Annotated in this window: 17 protein-coding genes; all 17 read left to right on the top strand. The window is 66.5% G+C overall.

Features of this window, described 5'->3' with window-relative positions; all coding sequences use genetic code 11:
* A partial coding sequence (locus tag HY019_RS00230; RefSeq protein ID WP_290687396.1) for a TolC family protein occupies positions 1 to 1,373 on the top strand: 1,373 nt, incomplete at its 5' end.
* Positions 1,370 to 2,620: an HlyD family efflux transporter periplasmic adaptor subunit gene (locus tag HY019_RS00235; RefSeq protein WP_290687397.1), complete on the top strand. Its 1,251-nt coding sequence runs from the start codon at positions 1,370 to 1,372 to the stop codon at positions 2,618 to 2,620. The genes HY019_RS00230 and HY019_RS00235, both read left to right, overlap by 4 nt.
* Before the next feature lie 18 nt (positions 2,621 to 2,638).
* Positions 2,639 to 4,813: a peptidase domain-containing ABC transporter gene (locus HY019_RS00240; protein WP_290687398.1), complete on the top strand. Its 2,175-nt coding sequence runs from the start codon at positions 2,639 to 2,641 to the stop codon at positions 4,811 to 4,813.
* Positions 4,814 to 4,905: 92 nt separating this feature from the next.
* Complete coding sequence (locus tag HY019_RS00245; RefSeq protein WP_290687399.1) at positions 4,906 to 6,384, top strand: PAS domain-containing sensor histidine kinase; 1,479 nt, start codon at positions 4,906 to 4,908, stop codon at positions 6,382 to 6,384.
* Positions 6,371 to 6,799, top strand: a complete 429-nt coding sequence (locus HY019_RS00250; protein WP_290687400.1) for a response regulator — start codon at positions 6,371 to 6,373, stop codon at positions 6,797 to 6,799. Before HY019_RS00245 ends, HY019_RS00250 begins: the two co-directional genes overlap by 14 nt.
* A gap of 14 nt (positions 6,800 to 6,813) precedes the next feature.
* Positions 6,814 to 9,621 (top strand): response regulator, encoded by a 2,808-nt coding sequence (locus tag HY019_RS00255; RefSeq protein WP_290687401.1) that lies wholly within the window; start codon positions 6,814 to 6,816, stop codon positions 9,619 to 9,621.
* Positions 9,622 to 9,653: 32 nt separating this feature from the next.
* The gene (locus tag HY019_RS00260; RefSeq protein ID WP_290687402.1) at positions 9,654 to 10,085 is read left to right on the top strand and encodes a PACE efflux transporter; all 432 of its coding nucleotides are present in this window, start codon (positions 9,654 to 9,656) and stop codon (positions 10,083 to 10,085) included.
* A 138-nt stretch (positions 10,086 to 10,223) separates the two neighbouring features.
* Positions 10,224 to 11,999: a DUF1800 domain-containing protein gene (locus HY019_RS00265; RefSeq protein ID WP_290687403.1), complete on the top strand. Its 1,776-nt coding sequence runs from the start codon at positions 10,224 to 10,226 to the stop codon at positions 11,997 to 11,999.
* 12 nt (positions 12,000 to 12,011) lie between these two features.
* The gene (locus tag HY019_RS00270; protein WP_290687404.1) at positions 12,012 to 13,397 is read left to right on the top strand and encodes a DUF1501 domain-containing protein; all 1,386 of its coding nucleotides are present in this window, start codon (positions 12,012 to 12,014) and stop codon (positions 13,395 to 13,397) included.
* A 157-nt stretch (positions 13,398 to 13,554) separates the two neighbouring features.
* Positions 13,555 to 14,454 (top strand): alpha/beta fold hydrolase, encoded by a 900-nt coding sequence (locus HY019_RS00275; RefSeq protein ID WP_290687405.1) that lies wholly within the window; start codon positions 13,555 to 13,557, stop codon positions 14,452 to 14,454.
* A gap of 5 nt (positions 14,455 to 14,459) precedes the next feature.
* Positions 14,460 to 15,344, top strand: a complete 885-nt coding sequence (locus HY019_RS00280) for an SDR family NAD(P)-dependent oxidoreductase (protein WP_290687406.1) — start codon at positions 14,460 to 14,462, stop codon at positions 15,342 to 15,344.
* Positions 15,345 to 15,441: 97 nt separating this feature from the next.
* Positions 15,442 to 16,443: an NAD(P)H-quinone oxidoreductase gene (locus tag HY019_RS00285; protein ID WP_290687408.1), complete on the top strand. Its 1,002-nt coding sequence runs from the start codon at positions 15,442 to 15,444 to the stop codon at positions 16,441 to 16,443.
* A 188-nt stretch (positions 16,444 to 16,631) separates the two neighbouring features.
* Entirely contained in the window at positions 16,632 to 18,017 is a 1,386-nt protein-coding gene (locus HY019_RS00290) for a condensation domain-containing protein (protein WP_290687410.1), read from the top strand.
* A 60-nt stretch (positions 18,018 to 18,077) separates the two neighbouring features.
* Positions 18,078 to 18,464, top strand: a complete 387-nt coding sequence (locus HY019_RS00295; protein WP_290687411.1) for a VOC family protein — start codon at positions 18,078 to 18,080, stop codon at positions 18,462 to 18,464.
* A 36-nt stretch (positions 18,465 to 18,500) separates the two neighbouring features.
* Positions 18,501 to 19,190 carry a YafY family protein gene (locus HY019_RS00300; protein ID WP_290687413.1) on the top strand — a complete coding sequence of 230 codons (690 nt, stop codon included), beginning with the start codon at positions 18,501 to 18,503 and terminating at the stop codon, positions 19,188 to 19,190.
* Between the two features lie 210 nt (positions 19,191 to 19,400).
* A complete protein-coding gene (locus tag HY019_RS00305; protein WP_290687414.1) occupies positions 19,401 to 20,213 on the top strand; it encodes an FkbM family methyltransferase in 813 nt (270 codons plus the stop codon).
* A 155-nt stretch (positions 20,214 to 20,368) separates the two neighbouring features.
* Entirely contained in the window at positions 20,369 to 23,086 is a 2,718-nt protein-coding gene (gene leuS / locus HY019_RS00310; RefSeq protein ID WP_290687416.1) for a leucine--tRNA ligase, read from the top strand.
* Positions 23,087 to 23,088 lie beyond the last annotated feature (2 nt).

Consider the following 23,088-nt stretch of genomic DNA (forward strand, 5'->3'; position numbering starts at 1 on the left):
ATGAGTGCACGCCTTATCCGGCGAGCGAAGAACAGGCACGCGACTCGATGGAGATGTCGTTGCGCTGGGCGGCGCGCAGCAAGCAGGCGCACGGCGATAACCCCACCCCCTGGCCCCAGCTGCTGCAACGGGCTGAGCAAGCCGCCAGCAACCGCGCGGCCGACGCCCAGGCGCAGGCCACGCAGGCCCAGCATCAGCAGGCCTGGGCCAATGCCTGGATGCCCCGGCTGGATGCCAGCGCCAGCAGCAGCCGCCAGCAACAGACCTACAACGGCATCGACAGCCACACGCCCGCCTCGGTGGTCTCGCTCACCGCCACCCTGCCCTTGTGGCGCGCCGCCGACCGGGCGACAGCGCAAGCCCAGAAGGCCCTGGCCGAACAGGCCTTCTGGCAGGCACGCGGCCAACGCGTCAACGTGGCCCGCGAACTGAGCCTGGCCTATGTGGCCGCCGCCGAGGCCCATGAACAAAAACGACTGGCCCAAGGCCAGCTGGCCCTGCTCGACACCCAATTGCTGATCAATGACAAGCGCCTGCGCGCCGGCGTGGGCACCGTGCTGGACCAGCTGGAGACACGCACCCGCGTGGACCAGACCCGCGCCAGCATCCGCGAGCTGGCCATGCGCGCCCGCACCCAGCAACTGGTCATCGAGCGCCTGACAGGCCAGGCCGTGGGCTTGCCCGCCGGCCTGACATCGAGCGCACCCGCCTGGCCTGACACCTTGCCCAGCCTGGACGAAGCCCTGCAACAAGCCGCGCAGCGCAACCCGCAGTGGCAGGACAGCCACGCCGACGTGGCCGCCGCCCTGGCCACCACACGGGCGCGAGATGCCGAGTACTGGCAACCCACGCTGGACGCCAGCGCGGCCACCAGCCACACCCGGCAGACGCAGCGCTTTGAAGGCATCAGCGAGCCCCAGAACATCCGCACCCAGGCCATCGGCGTGCAACTGAACTGGCCCTTGTTCACCGGGGGCTACCAGCAAGGCCGCAGCCGCGAAGCCGCCGCCTTGCTCAGCCGCGCACAGGCCCGGCAAGACGAGGCCCAGTCGCTGGTGCAAAGCGGTTTGCAAGACGCCTACCAAAGCCTCGCACAAGCCCAAGCCATGATCGCCGCCCAGCACGAGGTCGAGCTGACGGCCATGGCCACCCACGAGGCTGTGCACAAGGCCTTTGTGGCCGGCACCCGCACCAACCTCGACCTGCTCAACGCCCAGCAGCAGATCTACGCCGCGCGTCAGGCCCTGGTCTCGGCCCGCGTGACCGCCCTGACCGCCCACATCCAGATCCTGGCCCTGCTCGACCAGATCGATGCGGCCCATGTGGCACCGCTGCTGCCCCAGTTCGACCTGCTCACCGGGAGCGCCCCATGAAGCACGATCCCCAATCGCTGTTCCGCCATGAGGTGCTGGCCGCGCGCGCCGACACCAGCGCCGGTGCGGCCCTGCACATCCGTCCAGTGGGCGCCCGCCGCCTGACATTGTTCCTGCTCGCCTTGTGCCTGACCGTGCTGGCCGTGCTGGTGCTGGGCTCCTACACGCGCAAGGAGCGGGTGCAAGGCCTGGTGCAGGCCCGTGACGGCGTGGCCATGGTCGTGCCGCCCGAGGCCGGTCTGATCCGGCAGGTGCGCGTCAAGGAGGGCCAGGCCGTCAAGGCCGGTGAGGTGCTGATCGAGCTGAGCAACGAACGCTTCAGCGACGAAGGCAGCACCCAGGCCCTGATCGAGACCAACTTACAGAACCAGCGCGAGCAGGTGCTGGCGCAGGCCCAAGGGCAGACGCAGGCCAAGGAGGCTGCGCTGGCGGCCTTGTCGCAACGTGTGGCCCAGGGCCAGCGCGACCTGGCCTCGCTGGGCGAAGAGATCCGCCTGCAGACCCAACAACGCGAATCCGTGCGCCGCCTGCTGGACCAGATGCAGCCCTTGCTCAACGAGCGCATCGTGTCCGAGTTGCAATACGAACAACAGCGCCAGGCCCTGCTGGAACACAGCGCCCGCTTGCAGGCCCTGCAACGCCAGCGTGGCGCCGCCGAGGCCGACATCGCCCAGGCCCGTGATGAGCAGAGCCGGCTCAGCGCGCAACACCGCGTCACGCAAGCCGGCCTGGACCGTGACCTGCTCACCTTGCAGCAAGAAGCCGTGCAGCGCCATGGCAGCCGCGTCACCGTGCTCAAGGCGCCGTTGGATGGCGTGGTCTCCGGCCTGTCGGTCACAGCCGGGCAAAGCGTGGTGGCAGGCGCGCCCATCGCGTCCATCGTGCCCACGCACTCGGCCATGGAGGCCGTGCTGTATGTGCCCAGCACCGCCGTGGGCTTCATCAAGCCTGGCCAGCAAGTGCGCGTGAGCTACGACGCCTTCCCCTTCCAGCGCTTTGGCCAGTACCACGGCACGGTGCAAAGCGTGTCGCAAACCGACGTGCCCGTGGCGAGCGGCCCCAACCCGCAAGACCACCGCGCCTTCTTCATCGTGCGGGTGGGCCTGGACAGTGCCCACGTGCGGGCCTATGGCCAGGACATCGCGCTGCGCCCGGGCCACACGCTGAGCGCGGACATCGAGATTGACCGCCGCCGCCTGATCCGCTGGATGCTCGACCCCTTGCTTGCCTTCAGCGGCAAGCTCTGACCGCCGCAGGAGCCCGCCATGCCCTCCAACGCCCACGCCCCTTCCGCCAACCTGCTATCGCTGTGGCCACGCCAGCGCGTGCCGCTGATCCTGCAGTCCGAGGCCGCCGAATGCGGGCTGGCCTGCCTGGCCATGATCGCCTGCGCACATGGCCATGACACCGACTTGCTGACCCTGCGCCGGCGCTTCGAGCTGTCCTCGCGCGGGGCGACGCTGGCGCGCCTGATGGAGATCGCCGAGCAGATGGGCCTGGCCAACCGCGCCGTGCGCCTGGAGCTCGAAGAGCTGCCGCAACTGCAGCGCCCCTGTGTGCTGCACTGGGACCTCAACCACTTCGTCGTGTTGACCAAGGCCGATGCACGCGGCATCACCATCCACGACCCGGGCCTGGGCGAGCGCACGCTGACGATGAAGGAGGCCAGCCCGCACTTCACCGGCGTGGCGCTGGAGCTCGCCCCCAGCCAGGGCTTTCAGAAAAAGCAGGACAAGACCCCGTTTGACCTGCGCGTGCTGTTCACCGGCCAGGCCGGCCTGTGGCGCGCCTTCGCTCAGATGGCCCTGCTGTCGCTGGTGCTGGAGGTGTTCGCCATCCTCATGCCCATGCTCAGCCAGTGGATCATCGACGACGTGGTCGTGACCCGCGATGCACCCTTGCTCACCGTGTTGGCCGTGTCCACCTTCCTGCTGGCCGGCATGGCCTTGGCCACGCGCTTGTTGCGCGGCTGGGTGGTGCTGGGCACCAGCCTGTCGTGGAAGATCGCCTCCAGCACGAATGTGTTTCGCTACCTGCTCAAGCTGCCGCTGTCGTACTTCGACAAGCGCCACACGGGCGATGTGATGTCGCGCTTCGCCTCGGTGGGCCACATCCAGGACACCATCACCAGCCACCTGGTCGAAGCGGTGCTCGACGGCGTGGTCAGCCTGGTCACGCTGAGTCTGATGTTCCTCTACAGCCCCATGCTGGCGGGCATCGTGCTGGCCGTGGCCCTGGCCTACACGGCGGTGCGCTTTGCGGTATTCAGGCCTTATCGGCAAGCCGCCGAAGAGCTGATCGTGCGCGAGGCCAATGCCCAGACCTTCCTGATGGAGACCTTGCGGGGCGTCTCGGCCATCAAGTTCTTTGCCAAGCCCAACTGGCGCGTGGGCGGCTGGATGAACCAGCAGGCCGCCATGGTCAACGCCCAGGTGCGCCAGCAGCGCATCAGCATGCTGTACCAGGGCATCAACGGCATGATCAGCGCGGTGGAGCAATCGCTGGTGCTTTACCTGGCCGCACGCATGATCATCGACGAGCGCTTTTCCATCGGCATGCTGGTGGCCTTCATGGCCTACAAGGCGCAGTTCCTGCAACGCGCCAGCGAGCTGCTGGAGCGCGTCATCAACCTGCGCCTGCTCAAGCTGCAAGGCGAGCGCCTGGCCGACATCGTGCTGAGCGAAACCGAAGCCGCCTCACCAGCCCACGCTGCGGCCTCGCTGAAAGCCAACGAGCCCATGACCCTGGAAGTGCGCAACGTCACCTTCCGTTATGCGGCGGGGGAGGAGCCCGTGCTGGACGACATCTCGCTGAGCGTGCACACCGGCCAGGCCGTGGCCATCGTGGGGCCCTCCGGCTGCGGCAAGTCCACCTTGCTCAAGGTGCTGTCGGGGCAGGTCATCCCGGAATCGGGCGAGGTCTTGCTCAATGGCGTGTCCATCCAGCGCCTGGGCGCGCAGGCCTTCCGCTCGGTGCTGGGCACCGTCTTTCAAGATGACCAGCTGTTCTCCTGCTCCATCTACGACAACATCGCCATGAACGACGTCGAGGCCACGCCAGAGAAGGTGGCCGAAGCCGCCCGCCTGGCCCGCATCCACGAAGACATCCTGCGCATGCCCATGGGCTATCAGACCCTGGTAGGCGGCATGGGTGCCACGCTGTCGGGTGGGCAAAAGCAACGCCTCCTGCTGGCGCGGGCGCTGTACAAGAAGCCCCGCTTTCTGCTGCTGGACGAGTACACCAGCCACCTGGACTTCCACACCGAGGCCCTGGTACAACAGTCCATCAACGCCCTGGGCTGCGGCCGCTTCATCATCACCCACCGCGAACACAGCCTCAGCCCGGGCGATGCCATCTACGTGCTGCAGGGCGGCAAGCTGATCCCGCCTCAGGACATCCGCACCAACATTGACACCGCAACTGAGAGGGTTGCCAGTTGACGCCCTGAGCAGACAGGCCCCACTCTCGCGCAAGGCGCACATATTTGCGCCAGAGGGTTTGTCCAGCCCTCATCACAACAAATGAGGGTGTCATGGTCTCCACGCACACCGAGGCGGCATCAGGTCCCACGCCGGATCTGCTGGCTCGTGCATTCAATGCGGCGCCCAACGGCTTTGTGCTGGTCAACGAGGCGGGCGCCATCGTGGCGGCCAATGAGGCCCTGTTCCAGATGTTCGGCTACCCACCCGATGGGCTGCTGAACACCTCGGTGGACCGCCTATTGCCAGACGCGCTTCGCCCCGATCACGCCGCGCTGCGCGCCAGCTTCCATGCGCGACCTGAGCCACGCCCCATGGGGGCCGGCCGCGTGCTGTTCGCCCGCCACGCCGATGGCCATGACTTCCCGGTCGAGATCGGCCTCAACCCCCTGCCCAGCGCCCAGGGCCTGCTGGTGCTGGCCTCGGTGGTGGACATCAGCGAGCGCATCGGGCTGGAGTCCGCGTTCAGGGGCATGTTCGATGGCTCGCCCTATGGCCAGCTCATCATCGACGATGCGGGCAGCATCATGATGGCCAACCGCGTGCTGGCCGCCTCGCTGGGCTACACGCCCTCGGCCTTGAAGGGGCAGGCGCTGGACATGCTGCTGCCCGAACGCTACCGGCAGCGCCACGGCGCCCTGATGGCCAGCTACCGGCGCACTGGCGAATCGCGCATGATGGGCCAGGGCCGTGACCTGACCGCGCTGCATGCCGATGGCACCGAGCTGCCCGTGGAGATCGGGCTCAGCCGCGTGCGCTGGGAGAAGAAGCTGTCGACCCTGGTCGTGATCACCGACATCAGCGTGCGCAAGCGGCTGGAGCTGGAGCTGCGGCAGGTCAATGCCGACCTGCAGGAGTTCACCTACGTGGCCTCGCACGACCTGCGCTCGCCCCTGCGCGGCATCGCAGATCTGATCGAATGGATCGAGACCGATCTGGGCCCTGAGCAATCCGCCGATGTCCGGCGCAACCTGGACCGCGTCAAGCAACGCATCCAGCGCATGGACCGGCTCATCGACGATCTGCTGCGTTATGCACGCGCAGGCCGAGCCGACACGGAGTTCCGCCAGGTGAACCTGCAAACGCTGGTCTCCGACATCCTGGAGCTGCAACCGCCACCCGAGGGCTTCACGGTCACGCTGGCCCTTGACGTGCCGTCCATGCAGGCCGCGCGCACGCCGTTGGAAACGGTGCTGCGCAACCTGCTGAGCAATGCCGTCAAGCACCATGACCGCGCGCAAGGCCATATCCACGTTCGCGCCAGCACCGACGACAACCACTGCCAGATCGAGATCGAGGACGATGGCCCGGGCATCCCGGTGCAGGCCCGTGAGCGCGTCTTCAAGCTGTTCCAGACACTCACTGCCACCGAGCGCGGCGGCTCGGGCATCGGCCTGGCGCTGACCAAGCGCCTGGTGGAGGTGCATGGCGGCGGCATCGAAGTCATCTCGCCCGTGAAGGATGGCCGCGGCGCCTGCTTCCGTTTCCGTTGGCCACGCTTTCAAAGGAGAACCAGCGATGAGCAAGCCTGAGCCTTTGAGCATCCTGCTCGTCGAAGACGACGACGTGGCGGCCGAGGCCGTCACCCGCAGCATTGGCCGCAGTGGCCTGAGCATCCCGGTCGTGTGGGCCGAAGACGGTCTGGTCGCCCTGGACATCCTGCGCGGCGGGCGCCCCCAAGTCCAGGCGCCTCGCCCCCGGGTCATCCTGCTGGACCTGAACATGCCCCGCATGAACGGATTCGAGTTCCTGCAGACCTTGCGCACCGACCCCGATCTGAAGGACGAAGTCATCTTCGTTCTGACCACCTCCGATGACGAATCTGATCGGACACGCGCCTACCACGAGAACATCGCCGGCTACATGGTGAAGTCCGCGGTGGGCCCCCAGTTCTCCAAATTGGTCGCCCTGCTGCAAAGCTACCAGGGCGCGGTCAAACTGCCGTGATCCAGGACACCCCCGTGAACGCCCGCGTCAACCCTGTGCACCTGCTGGTGATCGACGACGACGAGGTCGACCGCGAGCGTGTGCAGCGCTTCATGCGGCACTCGCCAGTGAAAGTGATCACCCATGAGGCCGCCTCGGGGGAAGAAGCCCTGCGCCTGGTGCGCAGCCAGGCCTTCGACTGCGTCGTGCTCGACAACCAGTTGGGCGACACCACCGGCTCCGACCTGCTGCTGCGCCTGCGCAAGGAAACTTGCCAGGACTGCCCCGTCATCATGGTGACCGGCGCGGGCAACGAAGCCCTGGTCGTGCAGGCCCTGCAAGATGGCGCCGCCGACTACCTGTCCAAGATCCACCTCAGCGCCGACAACCTCGTGCGTGCGGTGATGCGCAGCCTGGAGCACCACCAGTTGCGCCGTGAGCTCGATGACATGCACAGCCAGCTGGAGCGGCGCGTCGAGGAGCAGGCCGCCATCATCCGCCAGCGCGAGCGTGACCTGCAAGACATCCTGGACCACGCCGCCAGCCTGATCGGCTACTGGGATGACGCCCAACGCGTGCGTTTTGGCAACCGCGCCCACCAGGCCTGGTTCGGCATCGATGCCGACCAGTTGCCCGGCATGCGGGTGCGTGAAGCCATTGGCGAGCAGATGTACGCACTCCATGAGCCCCATATCAAGCAGGCGCTGGATGGTGTGCCCCAAGTGTTCGAGCACACCCTGCCAGGCACCAATGGCATCAAGACCCGGCACGTGCAGGCCGAGTACCGCCCCGACATGGATGCGTCCGGCCAGACACAAGGCTTTTACGTCACCATCACCGACATCACCCTGATCAAGGCTGCCCAGGCCGGCATCGAGGAGCTGCTGCACTTTGTGGAAGGCGTCATCGGCAATTCGCCCGTGGGCATGGCCGTTTACCGCGCCGATGGCCCCTGTGTCCTGACCAACCACGAGATGGCCACCGTCACCGGCCTGAGCGAAGTGCAGTTGCGCCAGCAGCCCTTGTCCGCCTTGTCTGCCAGCCAGCCCGTCAGCCTGATCGAGGCCGCCCATGCCACGCTGCGCGACGGCCGCACCCGGCACATCGAAGTGGCCCTGCAGCGCGAGCAGGATCACCAGGCCCAGATCGCCTGGTCGCTGGCACGCATCGAGCGCGGCGATGAACCCCATCTGCTGGTGACCGCCCGCGACGTCACCGAACAGAAGTCCCTGCACGAATCACTGGTCAATGCCCGCAATGCCGCCCAGGAGGCCGCCCGTGTCACCAGCGCTTTCCTGGCCAACATGAGCCACGAAATCCGCACGCCGATGAACGCCATCGTCGGCCTGTCGCGGCTGGCGCTGGAAGAAACGATCACGCCCTCGGCCCAAGGCTACATCGAACGCGTGCACAACTCGGCCCTGGCCCTGATGGGCATCCTCGACGATGTGCTGGACTACGCCAAGGTGGAGGCCGGGCAGATGCGGCTGGAGCATACCGAGGTGGTGATCGAGGACATGCTGCAGCGGGTCGTGGACCTGTTCTCCGGGCGCATGACCCAAAAGCGCCTGCATTTCACCGTGGACCTGATGCCTGCCGTGCCCGAGCGCATCATGGGCGACCCCTTGCGTCTGTCCCAGATCCTCAACAACCTGGTGGGCAACGCCGTCAAGTTCACGGACAAGGGCGGCGTGCACATCGCCGTCACCCGGCTGCGCGAACAAGGCATCGACACGCTGCGTTTTGCGGTGCGTGACTCCGGCATCGGCATCGATGCGCAACAGCAGGACGCGCTGTTTGCCGCCTTTGCACAAGGCGACGCGTCCATCACACGCCGCTTTGGCGGCACCGGCCTGGGGCTGGCCATCTGCAAGCGCCTGGTCGACATGATGGGCGGGCGCATCGGCGTCGACAGCACACCTGGCCAGGGCAGCGCGTTCTGGTTCACCTTGCCGCTGGCAGCAGCCCCTTCTCCCCTTGATCACCCGGTCGACAGCCCACGCTTTCGCATCTTGCTGGTGGGCCCTGACACGGACAGCACGCAGCAACTGGCCCGGCAATTGGGCCCACGCTGCAGCCAGGTGGCGCTGGCCGAAGAGGTGGAGACCGCATGCGCGCTCATCACCCAGGCGGCGCAAGTTCAACAACCCATCGATGCCGTGCTCATCGACTGGCCCCAATTGGACGCCGCGGCGGCGGCATTGATCCGGCGCACCCGCGAACAATGCCGGCAACAGGGCGCACCCGCCACACCGCACATTGCCCTTGTGCCGGGCTTCGAGCAGCACCGCCCGCTGCAGGCCATGCCAGAGGCCGAGCCGGATGTGCTGCTGTTCAAGCCCGTGTTGCCCTCGGCCCTGTTCAAGGCCTTGCAACACGCCCGCACACACAACCAGGCGGGTTCAACGCACCGGGCCTCACCGGCCCATCTGCTGCAACAGCGCGGCCAGGCCCTGCGCGGCCGCCGCATCCTCCTGGTGGAAGACAATGCCCTCAACCAGATGGTTGCCCAGGCCTTCCTGCAGCAAGCCGGCATGGAGGTCCACACCTTGGGCAATGGCGAAGAAGCCGTGCAGCTGATGGAGCGCATGCCGCCCGGCCACTTCGCAGCCATCCTCATGGACATGCACATGCCCGTGATGGACGGGCTGGAAGCCTCGCGGCGCATCCGCCAGATGGCTCAAGCGCAGGGCACCCCCATCATCGCCATGACCGCGGCGGTGCTGCCCGCCGACCGCGCAAGCTGCCAGGAGGCCGGCATGGTCGACATGGTCACCAAACCCATCGTGCCCGAGACCCTGGTGGACACCTTGCTGAAATGGGCCCGGCCCACCCCGCCTTAGCCAGCACCAGGTACCTGATACCCTTGCGCCCCATGCAAGGCCCCCAGCGCAAGATCTTCCACGCCACCCTGTACGAACTCATCGCCATCGTCGTCGTGACGCTGGCCATGCGCTGGCTGTCGGACAAAGGCACCGCCGAGGCCGGCGGCCTGGCCTTGTCGACCTCGGTGGTGGCCCTGTTGTGGAACATGGTGTTCAACACGCTGTTCGAGCGCTGGGAGCGCCGCCAGATCCGACACGAGCGGACCCTGGCCCGCCGCGTGGCGCACGCCATCGGCTTCGAGGGCGGCCTGGTGGTGATGACGGTGCCCATGATCGCCTGGTGGCTGGACATGAGCTGGTGGCAGGCCCTGGTCACCGATCTGGGCCTGGTGGTGTTTTTCCTGTTCTACACCTTCGGCTTCAACTGGCTGTTCGACCACCTGTTTGGCCTACCTGATTCCACGCGCCGCACACCCCCTTGAACGCGGGCCATCTGCAACGACAGGTAAGCGTGGTCAATGGCATCACCGGCTTGAATCAAAATTGTTCTGCGCCGCAGGCATCATGGGCGCGCCCATTCATAAACATGGTGGTTGGGAGCGACCACCCGGATACAGAACATGAACGTTCAGACCCTGAGCACCTGGCGCCAGGTCACCAAGCTGGCCACCGGCCTGTTCACCGCGCTGCTGTTGAGCGCCTGCGGTGGCGGCAAGGAAGGCCCCTCTGCCCCCACCGATCTTGACCCTCCCCTGCAGCCACAAAGCGTGCAGGACACGGTCCCCGATGACGCCCAGGCCGCGCGCTTCCTGACCCAGTCCACCTTCGGCCCCAATACGGAGGCCATCGCCGAGCTCAGGCAGATCGGCTATGGCAACTGGCTGACACGGCAGTTCGCCCGGCCCGGCATCGACACCCATTGGGACTACGTGCAGCGCATGGGGCCGCCAGGCTGCACCGTGTGCGACGCCTCGGACTCGGACGCCCCCATGGAAAGCTTCTGGTTCCAGGCTGCGCTGGGCACCGACCAGTTGCGCCAACGCGTGGCGCTGGCCCTGTCCGAGATCTTCGTGATCAGCGCCGTCAACAGCAGCATCGATGACCATGCCGCCTTCGCCGCGTACCTGGACATGCTATCGCGCAACGCCTTCGGCAACTTCCGTAGCCTGCTGGAGGACGTCACCCGCCAGCCGGCGATGGGCTACTACCTCTCGCACATCGTCAACATGAAGGAGGACACCAACCCCAAGAGCAGCACCTACGGCCGCACCCCGGACGAAAACTATGCCCGCGAGGTGATGCAGCTGTTCACCATCGGCCTGTGGGAGATCGACGACTACGGCATGCGCAAAAAGGACGCCAACAAGCAGGACATCCCGACCTACGGCCTGGACGATGTCATGGGCCTGGCCCGCGTGCTGACCGGCCTGAGCTGGCATGGCCCCGATCAAAGCAACGACACCTGGTGGGGCAAGACGGGCAAGACCTGGAACCAGCCCATGCAGATGTACCCGCAATACCACTCCAGCGGCGACAAGGTCTTCCTGGGTGTGCACATCCCGGCCACCACCGACAAGATGACGCAGGCCATGGCCGACGCCGACCTCAAGATGGCGCTGGACACCCTGTTCCGCCACCCCAATGTGCCGGCCTTTTTTGGCAGGCAGCTCATCAAGCGCCTGGTCACCAGCAACCCCAGCGCCGACTACGTCTGGCGCGTGGCCCAGGCCTTCAAGGACAACGGCCACGGTGTGCGCGGCGACATGAAAGCCGTGCTGCGCGCCGTCCTGCTGGACCCCGAGGCCCGTGACCTGGGCAAGCTCACCGACCCGAACTGGGGCAAGCTGCGCGAGCCCATGATCCGCTGGGGCAACTACCTGCGCGCCTTCCATGTCCGCTCCAGCACCGGCCAGTTCCGCAACCAGTACCTCGAAGACCCGGTATACGGCCTGGGCCAGGGCCCGCTGCACGCCCCCTCGGTGTTCAACTGGTACAGCCCGGACTACAGCCCACCCGGTGAACTGCTGGATGCCGGCCTGGCCGCACCCGAGTTCCAGATCACCCATGAGACTTCGCTGACGGGCTACAACAACTTCATGGAAAACAAGATCCGCGCCACCACGGCGGCCTACGTCAGTGCGACCCAAGCCAAGGCGGACGCCATCGTGGCCGACTACAGCGCCGAGATCGCCCTAGCCAATGACCCGGACAAGCTGCTCGATCGGCTCGACATCCTGCTGATGAACGGCCAGATGACGGCGGCCACACGCGCCCTCATCAAGGACACACTCACCCGCATCACCGCCAAGGCCTGGATCTGGCCCAAGGAAGAGACCCGCGTGCACATGGCCATCCGCCTGCTGATGGCCTCCCCCGAGTACCTGGTCCAGAAATAAAACGAGCGCGCCATGAGCTTCATCCACACCCACGCCGATCGCCGCCTGTTTCTGCGCCAGAGTGCGGCCCTCGGCGCCCTGGCCGGCTCGTCCCTGGCCAGCAACCTGGCCCTGATCGGTGCCGCCGCCGCACAAAGCACCAGTGACTACCGCGCGCTGGTGTGCATCAACCTGGGCGGCGGCAACGACAACGCCAACACGGTGGTGCCCGTCAGCCCGGCCGAGTACGCGGCGTATGCCGCAGCGCGCCAGTCCCTGGCCTTGCCCACCAGCGCGCTGCTGACACTCAACCCCACCGGCTACAGCGGCCCCACGCTGGCCTTGCACCCCTCGCTGGCGCGGCTGCGGGGGCTGTTCAACAGCGGCCAGGCCGCCGTGATGGCCAACGTGGGCACCCTGGCCCACCCCATCACCAAAGACCAATGGGACAAACGCAGCCCCGCTACCCAGCTGCCCTACCAGCTGTTCTCGCACTCGGACCAAAGCCGTGAGTGGCAGACCGGCATCCCGGATGCCACCTCGCGCACCGGCTGGCTGGGCCGCGCCGGTGACCTGCTCGATGCGCTCAACAACAGCCCGGTGTCGATCTGCATGTCCCTGGGGGGCAACAACATGCTCCAGGTGGGCAACAAGATCGTGCAGTACCAGCTCACGACACAAGGCCCTGTCGCCCTGCGTGACCTGGACAGCCCCTATGGCATCAACACGCCCGCCCTGCGCATCCTGATGACCGACAACGCCCGCACCAACAAGATGGAGCGCGAGCTGACCGCCGTGGCGCGGCGCGCCATCTCGACCGAAGCGGCCGTGAGCTCGGCCATCGCCAGCACCGACGCCAAAACAGGCGCGAACCCCCTGCCCACCTTCGGCGGAGGCAACCTGGGCGCGCAACTGCGCATGGTCGCGCGCATGATCGCCGCACGCAAAGACCTGGGCCACACACGCCAGATCTTCTATGTCTCGCACGGGGGCTACGACATGCACGCCGACCTGATCACCAACCATGCCAAGCGCCTGGCCGAGATCGATGCCGCCGTGTCGGACTTCTACCTGCAGACCGTCGCCCTGGGTGTCAGCGACAAGGTCACCACCTTCACGGCCTCGGAGTTCGGCCGCGCCCTGCAGTCCAACGGCGACGGCTCGGACCACGGCTGGGGCGCCCACCACTTCATCGTCGGTGGGGCTGTGCACGGCCAGCGCATTTTCGGCCAATGGCCCACGGTGGCCCTCAAAAGCAATGACGACGCGGGCAACGGCCGCCTGATCCCCACCACCGCCGTGGACCAGTACACCGCCACGCTGGCCACCTGGCTGGGCGTGGGGGCCAGCCAGCTGAGCACCGTGCTGCCCAATATCGGCCGCTTCGCCAGCAGCGACCTGGGCTTCTTCAGCGCCTGAGCGCTGGCCACTCGACCGCCTGACTTCGTGGAAACACCGAGGCGGGCTGTCGCCGCTCGTTCCTTGCTGTCGTGAATTATTCTGGTCACAAAGGCTTGGTCGCCCTAGCATGCGAAACCCCGTTGCACCCACCGCGCACCAACCGCACGCAGTACCCATGACGCCCAAGCCATCGACCTCTTTTGTCGTACACGGCCCGCACGGCCCTCTGGCCGTTCAACGCTGGGGCCACGCCGCCCTCCCCGTCGTCATCCTCGTGCACGGTTACCCGGACAACCGCAGCAAATGGGAGCCCATCGCCCGCCAGCTGAGTGAGCGCTACCAGGTCATCGCCTATGACGTGCGCGGCGCGGGCGACTCGTTCAAGCCAACGCGTCGGCGCGACTACCGTCTCGAAAACCTCACCGCCGACTTCAAGGCCGTGCTGCAAGCCGTCAGCCCCAAGCGCCCGGTGCACCTGGTGGCGCACGACTGGGGCTCGGTGCAAAGCTGGGAGTTCGTGACCGACCCAGCACTCAAAGGTCGCATCGCCTCGTTCACCTCGTGCTCCGGCCCCTGCCTGGACCACTTCGGCCACTGGCTGCGCGACAGCCTCAAGCGCCCCACGCCGCGCAACCTGGGCCGTGTGACACTGCAGATGCTCAAGTCCTGGTACGTCTACATGTTCCAGCTGCCGCTGCTGCCCGAGGCCCTGTGGCGCACCGTCATCGGCCCCAACTGGCCGGGCCTGATGCGCCTGCTCGAGCGCACCGAGATCGCGCCCCGCGCCTCGCAAACGTCCGATGGCGTGCACGGCGTGGGCCTGTACCGCGCCAATGTCTTTCAGCGCATGCTGCGGCCGCAGCAGCGTTTTGCCCATGCGCCGGTGCAGGTGCTGGTGCCCACGAAGGACCACTTCGTCAGCCCCTGGCTGAGTGAGAACCTGTCGCGCTGGGTGCCGCAGTTGACGCGCCGGGAAATCCCTGCCGGTCACTGGGTCACCCTCAAGCAGCCCGAACTGTTCACGCAGCACGTGCGATCCTTCATCGACACCATCCCCATCCCTGCCGCGAGGTAAACCCCATGCGCAAGACAGTTCTGATCACAGGCGGCAATTCGGGCATCGGCCTGGCCATTGCCCATGAACTGGCCCTGGGCGGCGCCACCGTGTGCCTGGCCTGCCGCGACCAACGCAAGGCCGCCGCCGCCCGCGACGAGATCATGCAGCGCACGCCCGGCGCGCAGGTGGAGATCTACCCGCTGGACCTGGCCTCGTTCGACGCCATCCACCGCTTCGTGCAGGCCTTCTCTGCACGGCACGACAAGCTTCATGCCCTGATCAACAACGCCGGGGCCGTGCCCACGCGCCAGCAGTTCACCGCCGAGGGCTTCGAGCTGCAGTTCGGTGGCAACTACCTGGGGCCCTTCCTGCTCACGCACCTGCTGATGCCCTTGCTGCAGGCCGCTGCCGATGAAGGCGGCACCGGGCAGGGCGACGCCCGCATCGTCAACCTGTCCTCGATCGCGCACACGATCGGCCGCATGGACCTGGACACGGCCAAAGGCCGCAAGCCCTACCGCGTGCTGCCCGCGTACGCGCAATCCAAACTGGGCAACCTGCTGTTCAGCAACGCCCTGGCACGCAAGCTGCCCGCCGGCATCACCTCACAGGCGATGCACCCCGGTGGCGTGGCCTCGCCGCTGTACCGCGACATCCCCGGCTGGCAATACGCCGTGATGAAGCCCTTCCTGATCGGCCCCGAGCGCGCGGGCCAGCTGGCGGCCGAGCTGGCGCTGGACGTGTCACGGCGTGGCGAGACGGGGGGTTACTTCTCCATCCAGCACCCGCGCATCGTGTCGCGTGCGGCGCGCAACCAGGCCCTGCAGGACGAGTTGTATGCACAAAGCTGCGTCTGGGCTGAAGTGGCGCCTCTGGGTGGCACGGCACGCACGCAGATGGCAGCTTGAAAACCGTGGTTTGAAAATGGCCACGTGAGAGCCGAGGCCACCGCAGCAGGCGCAAAATCAGGCCGCCCCTTGAAGGACGACCTGAGGACCACCGCCCATGCCCAGCCTGCCCACCTTGATGACCGAGATCGCGATCACCCAGCCGGGTGGTCCTGAAGTGCTGCAAGCCCGCCAGGTTCCCCTGCCTGAACCCGGCCCCGGGCAGCTGCTGGTCAAGGTCGAAGCGGCGGGCGTCAACCGCCCCGATGTGCTGCAACGGCGCGGCCTCTACCCCATGCCCCCCGGCGTCACCCCCACGCCCGGGCTGGAGATCGCCGGTGAGGTCGTGGCCCTGGGCGAAGGCGCGCAGGGCTTCAGCGTAGGCAACCCGGTCTGCGGCCTGACGGATGGCGGCGGTTATGCCGAGTACGTGGTGCTGCCCGCTTCCCAGACCCTGCTGCGCCCGCGCGGCATGGACGCCATCCACGCCGCCGCCATCCCCGAGACCTTCTTCACCGTGTGGGCCAACCTGTTCATGATGGGCCGCGCCAAAGCCGGTGAGACCCTGCTGGTGCATGGCGGCACCAGCGGCATCGGCTCCACCGCGCTGATGCTGGCCAAGGAGATGGGCCTGCATGCCGTCTCCACCGACGGCGGCCCGGAGAAAGGCACCGCCGCCGTCGAACTGGGCGCCGAGTTCAGCATCGACTACCGCACCCAGGCCTTCGTGCCCGAGGTCATGCGCTGGACGAGCGGCCGCGGCGTGGACCTCATCCTCGACATCATGGGCGCGGGCTACTTCGAGCAGAACCTGGGCGCCCTGGCCAAGGACGGCCGCCTGCTGCTGATCGGCTTCATGGCGGGTGACACCGTCGACAAGTTCAACCTGCTGCCCATCATGCTCAAGCGCCTGACGGTCACCGGCTCGACCATGCGCGGGCGCAGCACCGAAGAGAAAGCGGCCATCGCCCGCGAACTGCACGCACTCGTGTGGCCGGCGCTGTCAGCGGGCCGCTGCGTGCCCCATGTCCATCAGGTTTTTGATCTGGACCAAGCCGCCGAGGCCCACCGCCTGATGGAAAGCCGCAGCCACATCGGCAAGATCGTGCTCAAGGTCTGAGGCGCCGTGAGCCCCTGTGCGGGGTGCATGTGCGGGTTCATTGACGCAGGTCAGTGCCCGGACTTGATGGAGATGGGGGCGCCACTGGAAAGCCCGTAACAGCTTGTGTCGAACGCCCACTATATTGGGCCGGTACCTGTTGTATGACGCTTCGATCAGGCGTCAATAAACGAGATGGGACCGTCGCCATGACCGCCTCCAAGCTGATTCCACTGAACCGATCCGAACACCTCTACTGGGCCGCAGAAGGCTACCTCGGCCCCATCAACCAGGCCTACATCCTGTGCTTTGACAGCCCGGTGGACACCGAGCTGATCCGCCAGGCCCTGCGCGAGCTGGCGTCGGCCTACCCGCGCATGCGCGGCATCATCGAGCTCACCGGCCTGCACTTCCAGTTGCGCATCCTGGACGATGACCTGTATGTGGACCAGTTGTTTGCGGACACCTTCCGCGTGCTGCCCCACATCGACGCGTCATCGCGCCCGGCGCTGGCCGCCTTCCACAACGAGTTCATCAACGAGCCCATCTCGCTGGAGCGCGGCCTGCCCTGGCGGGCCCGCTTCATCCCGCACCCCACGCGGCCGGCCTTGATGTTCTCGGTGCACCACATCGTGGGCGATGGCCGCTCCATGGTGCAGATGCTCAGCGCCATCATGGCCCGCCTCAGTGGCCAGCCCATCGCCCCTTGCAAGATCGACTCGCCCAGCATGCTGCCCGCCGTCATGCTGCAAAAGTGGTGGCAATGGCCGGCCAGCATCGCCCGCTGGTGGCGACAGGCCAAGGCCGAAGCCACCGCACGCCAAGGCATGAACATCGTCACGCTGGCGCGGCGCAAAAGCCCGCGCTACACGACCTCGGCCATCCGCTACCACGAGCTGCCCTGCTCCAGCGCCACCATGAAGACGCTGGCCAAGGCCAACGGGACCACGGTCAACACCTTGCTGACGGCCCTGGTGGCCAACGCCTTCCTGGCCATGGCGGCCAACGACCCCAAGGCCATGGCCGCCATCCGCCTGTCGGTGGACCTGCGCCGCTACTACCCCCCGGGCACCGCCCCCGAGTTCGGCAACTACGTGCACTCCTTCACCGTGCTGGCCCAGCGGCAGGCCAATCTGCGGGCCCAGGTCAACGCGCTGGAGAGCCAGGTCAAGGAACACCTGCTGGGCTATGAACGGCGCGACTATGCCCTGCCCGTGCTGCTCTACGAATGCCTGCCCTGGCTGGGCCGTGCCCTGTCTGGCCGCCTGGTCGTGCGCTACAAGGCCCGAGGGCGGCTGCCCCAGTTGAGCTGCCACCTGAGCAACCTGGGCAATGCGGATGCCATCAACCCGCCGGATGCCAAGGTCCGCCTGGCCGAGTTGTGGCCCATGACCACCAACCCCGTCTTCATGCTCGGCGCGCTCAGCCTCAACGGCAGACAGTTCCTCACGCTGATCTCGCAGAACGACGAGATCCCGCAGGAGGCGGTGGCGGCATTCCAGGCCGAGCTCGATCGGCAGTTCCACAGCCTGATGCAGGCCCCTGATACGGGCCCTCGATGCCAACTTGATGCAACGATGACACAAGCCTGCTGACAGGACGCTGTCAGCAGCAGGTCCGCACCATGGAGGCTCTTTCAACACAAGGAGCCTTCCATGAGCCAAGCCCCCATCGACCACGCCATCCACTGGTTCGAGATCCCCGTCAGCGACATGGCCCGCAGCGTGGCCTTCTACGAACGCCTGCTGGGCGTCACCCTGCGCCCTGAAGTCATCGCCGGCATGGAGTTGGCCGTCTTTCCCGCCACGGACCCCAACGCCGTCAAGGGCTGCCTGATGGCGGTCGAGAAGGTATCCCCACACACCGATGGCGTGCTGATCTACCTGAACGCCGGCAAGTCGCTCAACGCCGTGCTGGCCCGGCTGGCGGCCTGCGGCGGCACGCTGCTGACACCCCGTGTGGTGCTGCCCGATGGCATGGGCTGCTTTGCGCACATCACCGACCCGGACGGCCAGCGCATCGGCCTGCACGCGCTGGACTGACACAGCCACACCGCCCACTGCTGTCACACTGCGCCCATGCGCCGAGCCGACCGCCTCTTCCAGCTGCTGCAACTGATACGCGGGCGCCGCCTGTCCACCGCGGCATGGCTGGCCGAGCGCATGGCCGTCTCGGTGCGCACGGTCTACCGCGATGTGGCCGCCTTGCAGGCGCAGGGCGTGCCCATCGAAGGCGAGGCCGGCGTGGGCTACCGCGTGGCCCGCGACTACAGCCTGCCGCCGCTCATGTTCACGCCCGAACAAGCCCAAGCCCTGGTCGCCTCGGTGCGCATCGCGCGCAGCCGGCTGGACCCGGCCCTGGCGGCGCAAGCGGAAGACGCCCTCAGCAAGATCCTCAGCGTGCTGCCCTTGGGCAGCCGCGCCGCCGCCGACAGCCTGCCCCTGCACGCCCCCGCGCGCCCGCACGACACCATCGTGCTGGACAGATTGGGCCAACTGCGCCGCGCCATCGAGGCCCGCCGCCTGGTCCATCTGGACTACGCCGATGCCGAAGGCAAACCCAGCCGCCGCACCCTGCGCCCCCTGGTCTGCCTGTATTGGGAATCGGCCTGGACACTGTCGGCCTGGTGCGAGTTGCGGCAGGATTTTCGCCAGTTCCGGCTGGACCGCATCCAGCAACTGGCCATTGATGAGCAGACCTTTGCCGACGAAGCCGGCAAGACCCTGGCCGACCTGCTGCGGCGGATCAAGCTGCCGACCTCGGCGTGAGCGGGGCCGGCCGACTCGAGTGGCCCCCACGCCCAACAACTCGATACACATCCGTCCACCCCGGCAGACGTCTCGGCTCAAGCCCGACTAGGCACGGCGCGCCCACCCTGCTACGCTGCCCCTCGCAGTAAAGGTTGCGCCCAGTTTGCACGCCAATGAGGCAAACGGCGCCTGTGCACGTCCGAGAGTTGAACTCGCCTAGGAGGGCATATGGGTTTGCTACGTCTCACGGTCAAAAACGCCATTGAACACCTCGCCCCGGGATGGATGGCGCAACGCTACCTGCGGCGCATCGAGGCCGCCTCGCTGGCTGAAAAGGAAATCGCGCTGCTGCCCCTGCTGTGCCAGGCGGATGGCATCGCCATCGATGTGGGGGCCAACCAAGGCTTGTACGTCCACCATTTGCTGCCCCTGGTCAGCCAGGTGATCGCATTCGAGCCTCTACCGGCCATGCAGGCGCAGTTGCGGCGCTTTTACGCCGACAAGATCAGGCTGGAGCCCGTGGCCCTGTCCCGCGCGCCCGGCCGCGCCCAGTTGCGCATGCCCGCGGGCAACCCCTCGTGGGCCACCATGGCGCAAACCAACAAGCTGGAGATGGCCCAGCCGGACAAGGCCATCGAGACGGTTGACGCCGAGGTCCGCACCCTGGACAGCTACGACTACCGCCACGTCAGCCTCATCAAGATCGACGTGGAAGGCAATGAAGAAGCCGTGCTGGAAGGCGCTGTGGCCACCCTGCGCCGCGAGCAACCCAACCTGATCATCGAGGTGGAAGAGCGGCACAACGCCGGCTCCGTCCAACGCGTGGCCCAATTCCTGGCTGCGCTGGGCTACGAGGGCTTTTATCTGCTGGACGGCGAACTCAAGCCGCTCAGCACCTTCGACCTGGCTCGGGACCAGGACATCCACAACGTGGGCCTGCAAGGCAAGGTGGGCCGCTACATCAACAACTTCATCTACGTCCCGCACGAGCGCGTGGCGACGCTGCTGGAAAACCTGCGACCGGCCCAGGCCCTGCACTAGACACCCAGCCCAGCTGCAGAGATCACCACCTCCGCCAGCGCCGGGGGCGCCGCCGCTTCCTATAATCCCCAGATTCCACCTTTCACAGGCTGGAGCCCTTTTCCCGCATGGTGAAGGGCTGCCAGCCTGAATTCGTCTTTGCGGTGACCGATCTCATGAGCGCTTCTCAAGAAAACCAGACCTACGACCCACGTGCCGTCGAGGCCCGTGCACAGCAGCACTGGAATGACCGCGACGCCTACCGCGTCACCGAATCCAAGGACAAAAAGGCCTTCTACGCCTGCTCCATGCTGCCCTACCCCTCGGGCAAGCTGCACATGGGCCACGTGCGCAACTACACGATCAACGACATGCTCACGCGCTACCTGCGCATGAACGGCCACAACGTGCTGATGCCCATGGGCTGGGACGCCTTCGGCCTGCCGGCTGAAAACGCCGCCTTGAAGAACAAGGTGCCGCCCGCCGCCTGGACCTACGACAACATCGCCTACATGAAGAAGCAGATGAAGGCGATGGGCCTGGCGATCGACTGGTCGCGCGAGATCGCCACCTGCCAGCCCGACTACTACAAGTGGAACCAATGGCTGTTCATCAAGATGCTGGAAGCGGGCGTGTGCGAGCGCCGCACCCAGACCGTGAACTGGGACCCGGTGGACCAGACCGTGCTGGCCAACGAACAGGTGATCGACGGCAAGGGCTGGCGCTCGGGCGCGCCCGTTGAAAAGCGCGAGATCCCCGGCTACTACCTGAACATCACCAAGTACGCCGACGAGCTGCTGTCGGCCGTGGCCAACCCGGAAGACCCCAATTACCTGAGCGGCTGGCCCGAGCGCGTGCGCCTGATGCAGGAAAACTGGATCGGCAAGAGCGAAGGCGTGCGCTTTGCCTTTGCGCATGACATCAAGGACGCTGCAGGCAGCCTCATCAACCAGGGCCAGCTGTGGGTGTTCACCACCCGCGCCGACACCATCATGGGTGTGACCTTCTGCGCCGTGGCGCCGGAGCACCCGCTGGCCGTGCACGCCGCCAACACTCACAACGGCGGCAACGCCAAGCTGCAAGCCTTCATCGAAGAATGCAAGACCGGTGGCACCACCGAGGCCGAGCTGGCCACGCAAGAAAAGAAGGGCGTGCCCACGGGCCTGTTCGTCACCCACCCCATCACCGGCGACCAGGTCGAGGTCTGGGTGGGCAACTATGTGCTGATGTCCTATGGCGATGGCGCCGTGATGGGCGTGCCCGCGCATGACGAACGCGATTTCGCCTTTGCCAAGAAGTACGGCATCGCCATCAAGCAGGTTATTCAAGCAGAAGGCGAAACCTTCAGCACCGATGCCTGGGCCGAGTGGTACGGTGACAAGCAACGCGGCGTGACCGTCAACAGCGATGGCATCAATGGCCTGGCCTACAAGGACGCGGTCAACAAGGTTGCCGAGATCCTGATTGCCAAGGGTGTGGGCGAGAAGAAAACCACCTGGCGCCTGCGCGACTGGGGCATCAGCCGCCAGCGTTACTGGGGCACCCCCATCCCCATCATCCATTGCGACACTTGCGGTTCCGTGCCCGTGCCCGAGAAGGACCTGCCCGTGGTCCTGCCCGAGGACGTCGTGCCCGATGGCAGCGGCAACCCGCTCAAATCGCGCCCCGACTTCCTGAACGTGGGCTGCCCGAAGTGCGGCAAGCCCGCCCAGCGCGAAACCGACACGATGGACACCTTCGTGGATTCGAGCTGGTACTTCCTGCGCTACACCTGCGCCGACAACGCGCAAGCCATGGTCGACGAGCGCACCAACTACTGGATGGGCGCCGCCAATGCAGCCGGCAACCGCGGCATGGACCAGTACATCGGCGGCATCGAACACGCCATCCTGCACTTGCTGTATGCGCGCTTCTGGACCAAGGTCATGCGCGACCTGGGCCTGGTCAAGATCGACGAGCCCTTCAAGAAGCTGCTCACGCAGGGCATGGTGCTCAACCACATCTACTCGCGCAAAACGGCGCAAGGTGGCATCGAGTACTTCTGGCCGCACGAGGTCGAGAACACCTTTGACGCCAACGGCAAGATCAACGGCGCCAAGCTCAAGGCCGATGGCTCGGCCATCGAGTACGGCGGCGTGGGCACCATGTCCAAGTCCAAGAACAATGGCGTGGACCCGCAAGAGCTGATCGACACCATGGGCGCCGACACGGCCCGCCTGTTCACCATGTTCGCCTCGCCACCCGAGCAGACACTGGAGTGGAGCGCCGCCGGCGTGGAAGGCGCGCACCGCTTCGTCAAGCGCGTGTGGAACTTCGGCGCCAAGAATGCCGAGGCCATCAAGGCCGCTGGCCCGGTGGTGCAAGCCGAACTCAGCGCCGATGCCAAGGCCCTGCGCCGCGAGGTCTACGTCATCCTCAAGCAGATCAGCTACGACTACGAGCGCATGCAGTACAACACCGTGGCCTCCGGGGCCATGAAGCTGCTCAATGCACTCGAAGCCCACAAGGGCGACACCCCGACTGACCTGGCCGCTGACATGCCCGTGATTCGTGAAGGCTTCAGCGTGCTGCTGCGCGGCCTGTACCCCGCCTGCCCGCACCTCACGCACGTGCTGTGGGAAGACCTGGGTTACGCCGCACAAGCCGGCCAAGGCGACCTGCTGGATGCGCCCTGGCCCGTGGTGGTCGAAGAGGCCCTGGTGCAAGACGAGATCGAGTTGATGCTGCAGGTCAACGGCAAGCTGCGCGGCGCGATCAAGGTCAGCCCCAATGCCGACAAGGCCGCCATCGAAGCCGCCGCCCTGGCCAGCGAGGACTTTGCCAAGTTCGCCGAAGGCAAGCCGGCCAAGAAGGTCATCGTGGTACCGGGCCGCCTGGTCAACGTGGTGGTCTGAGG

Source organism: Aquabacterium sp., from assembly GCF_016195855.1.
Taxonomy (GTDB): Bacteria; Pseudomonadota; Gammaproteobacteria; order Burkholderiales; family Burkholderiaceae_C; genus Aquabacterium.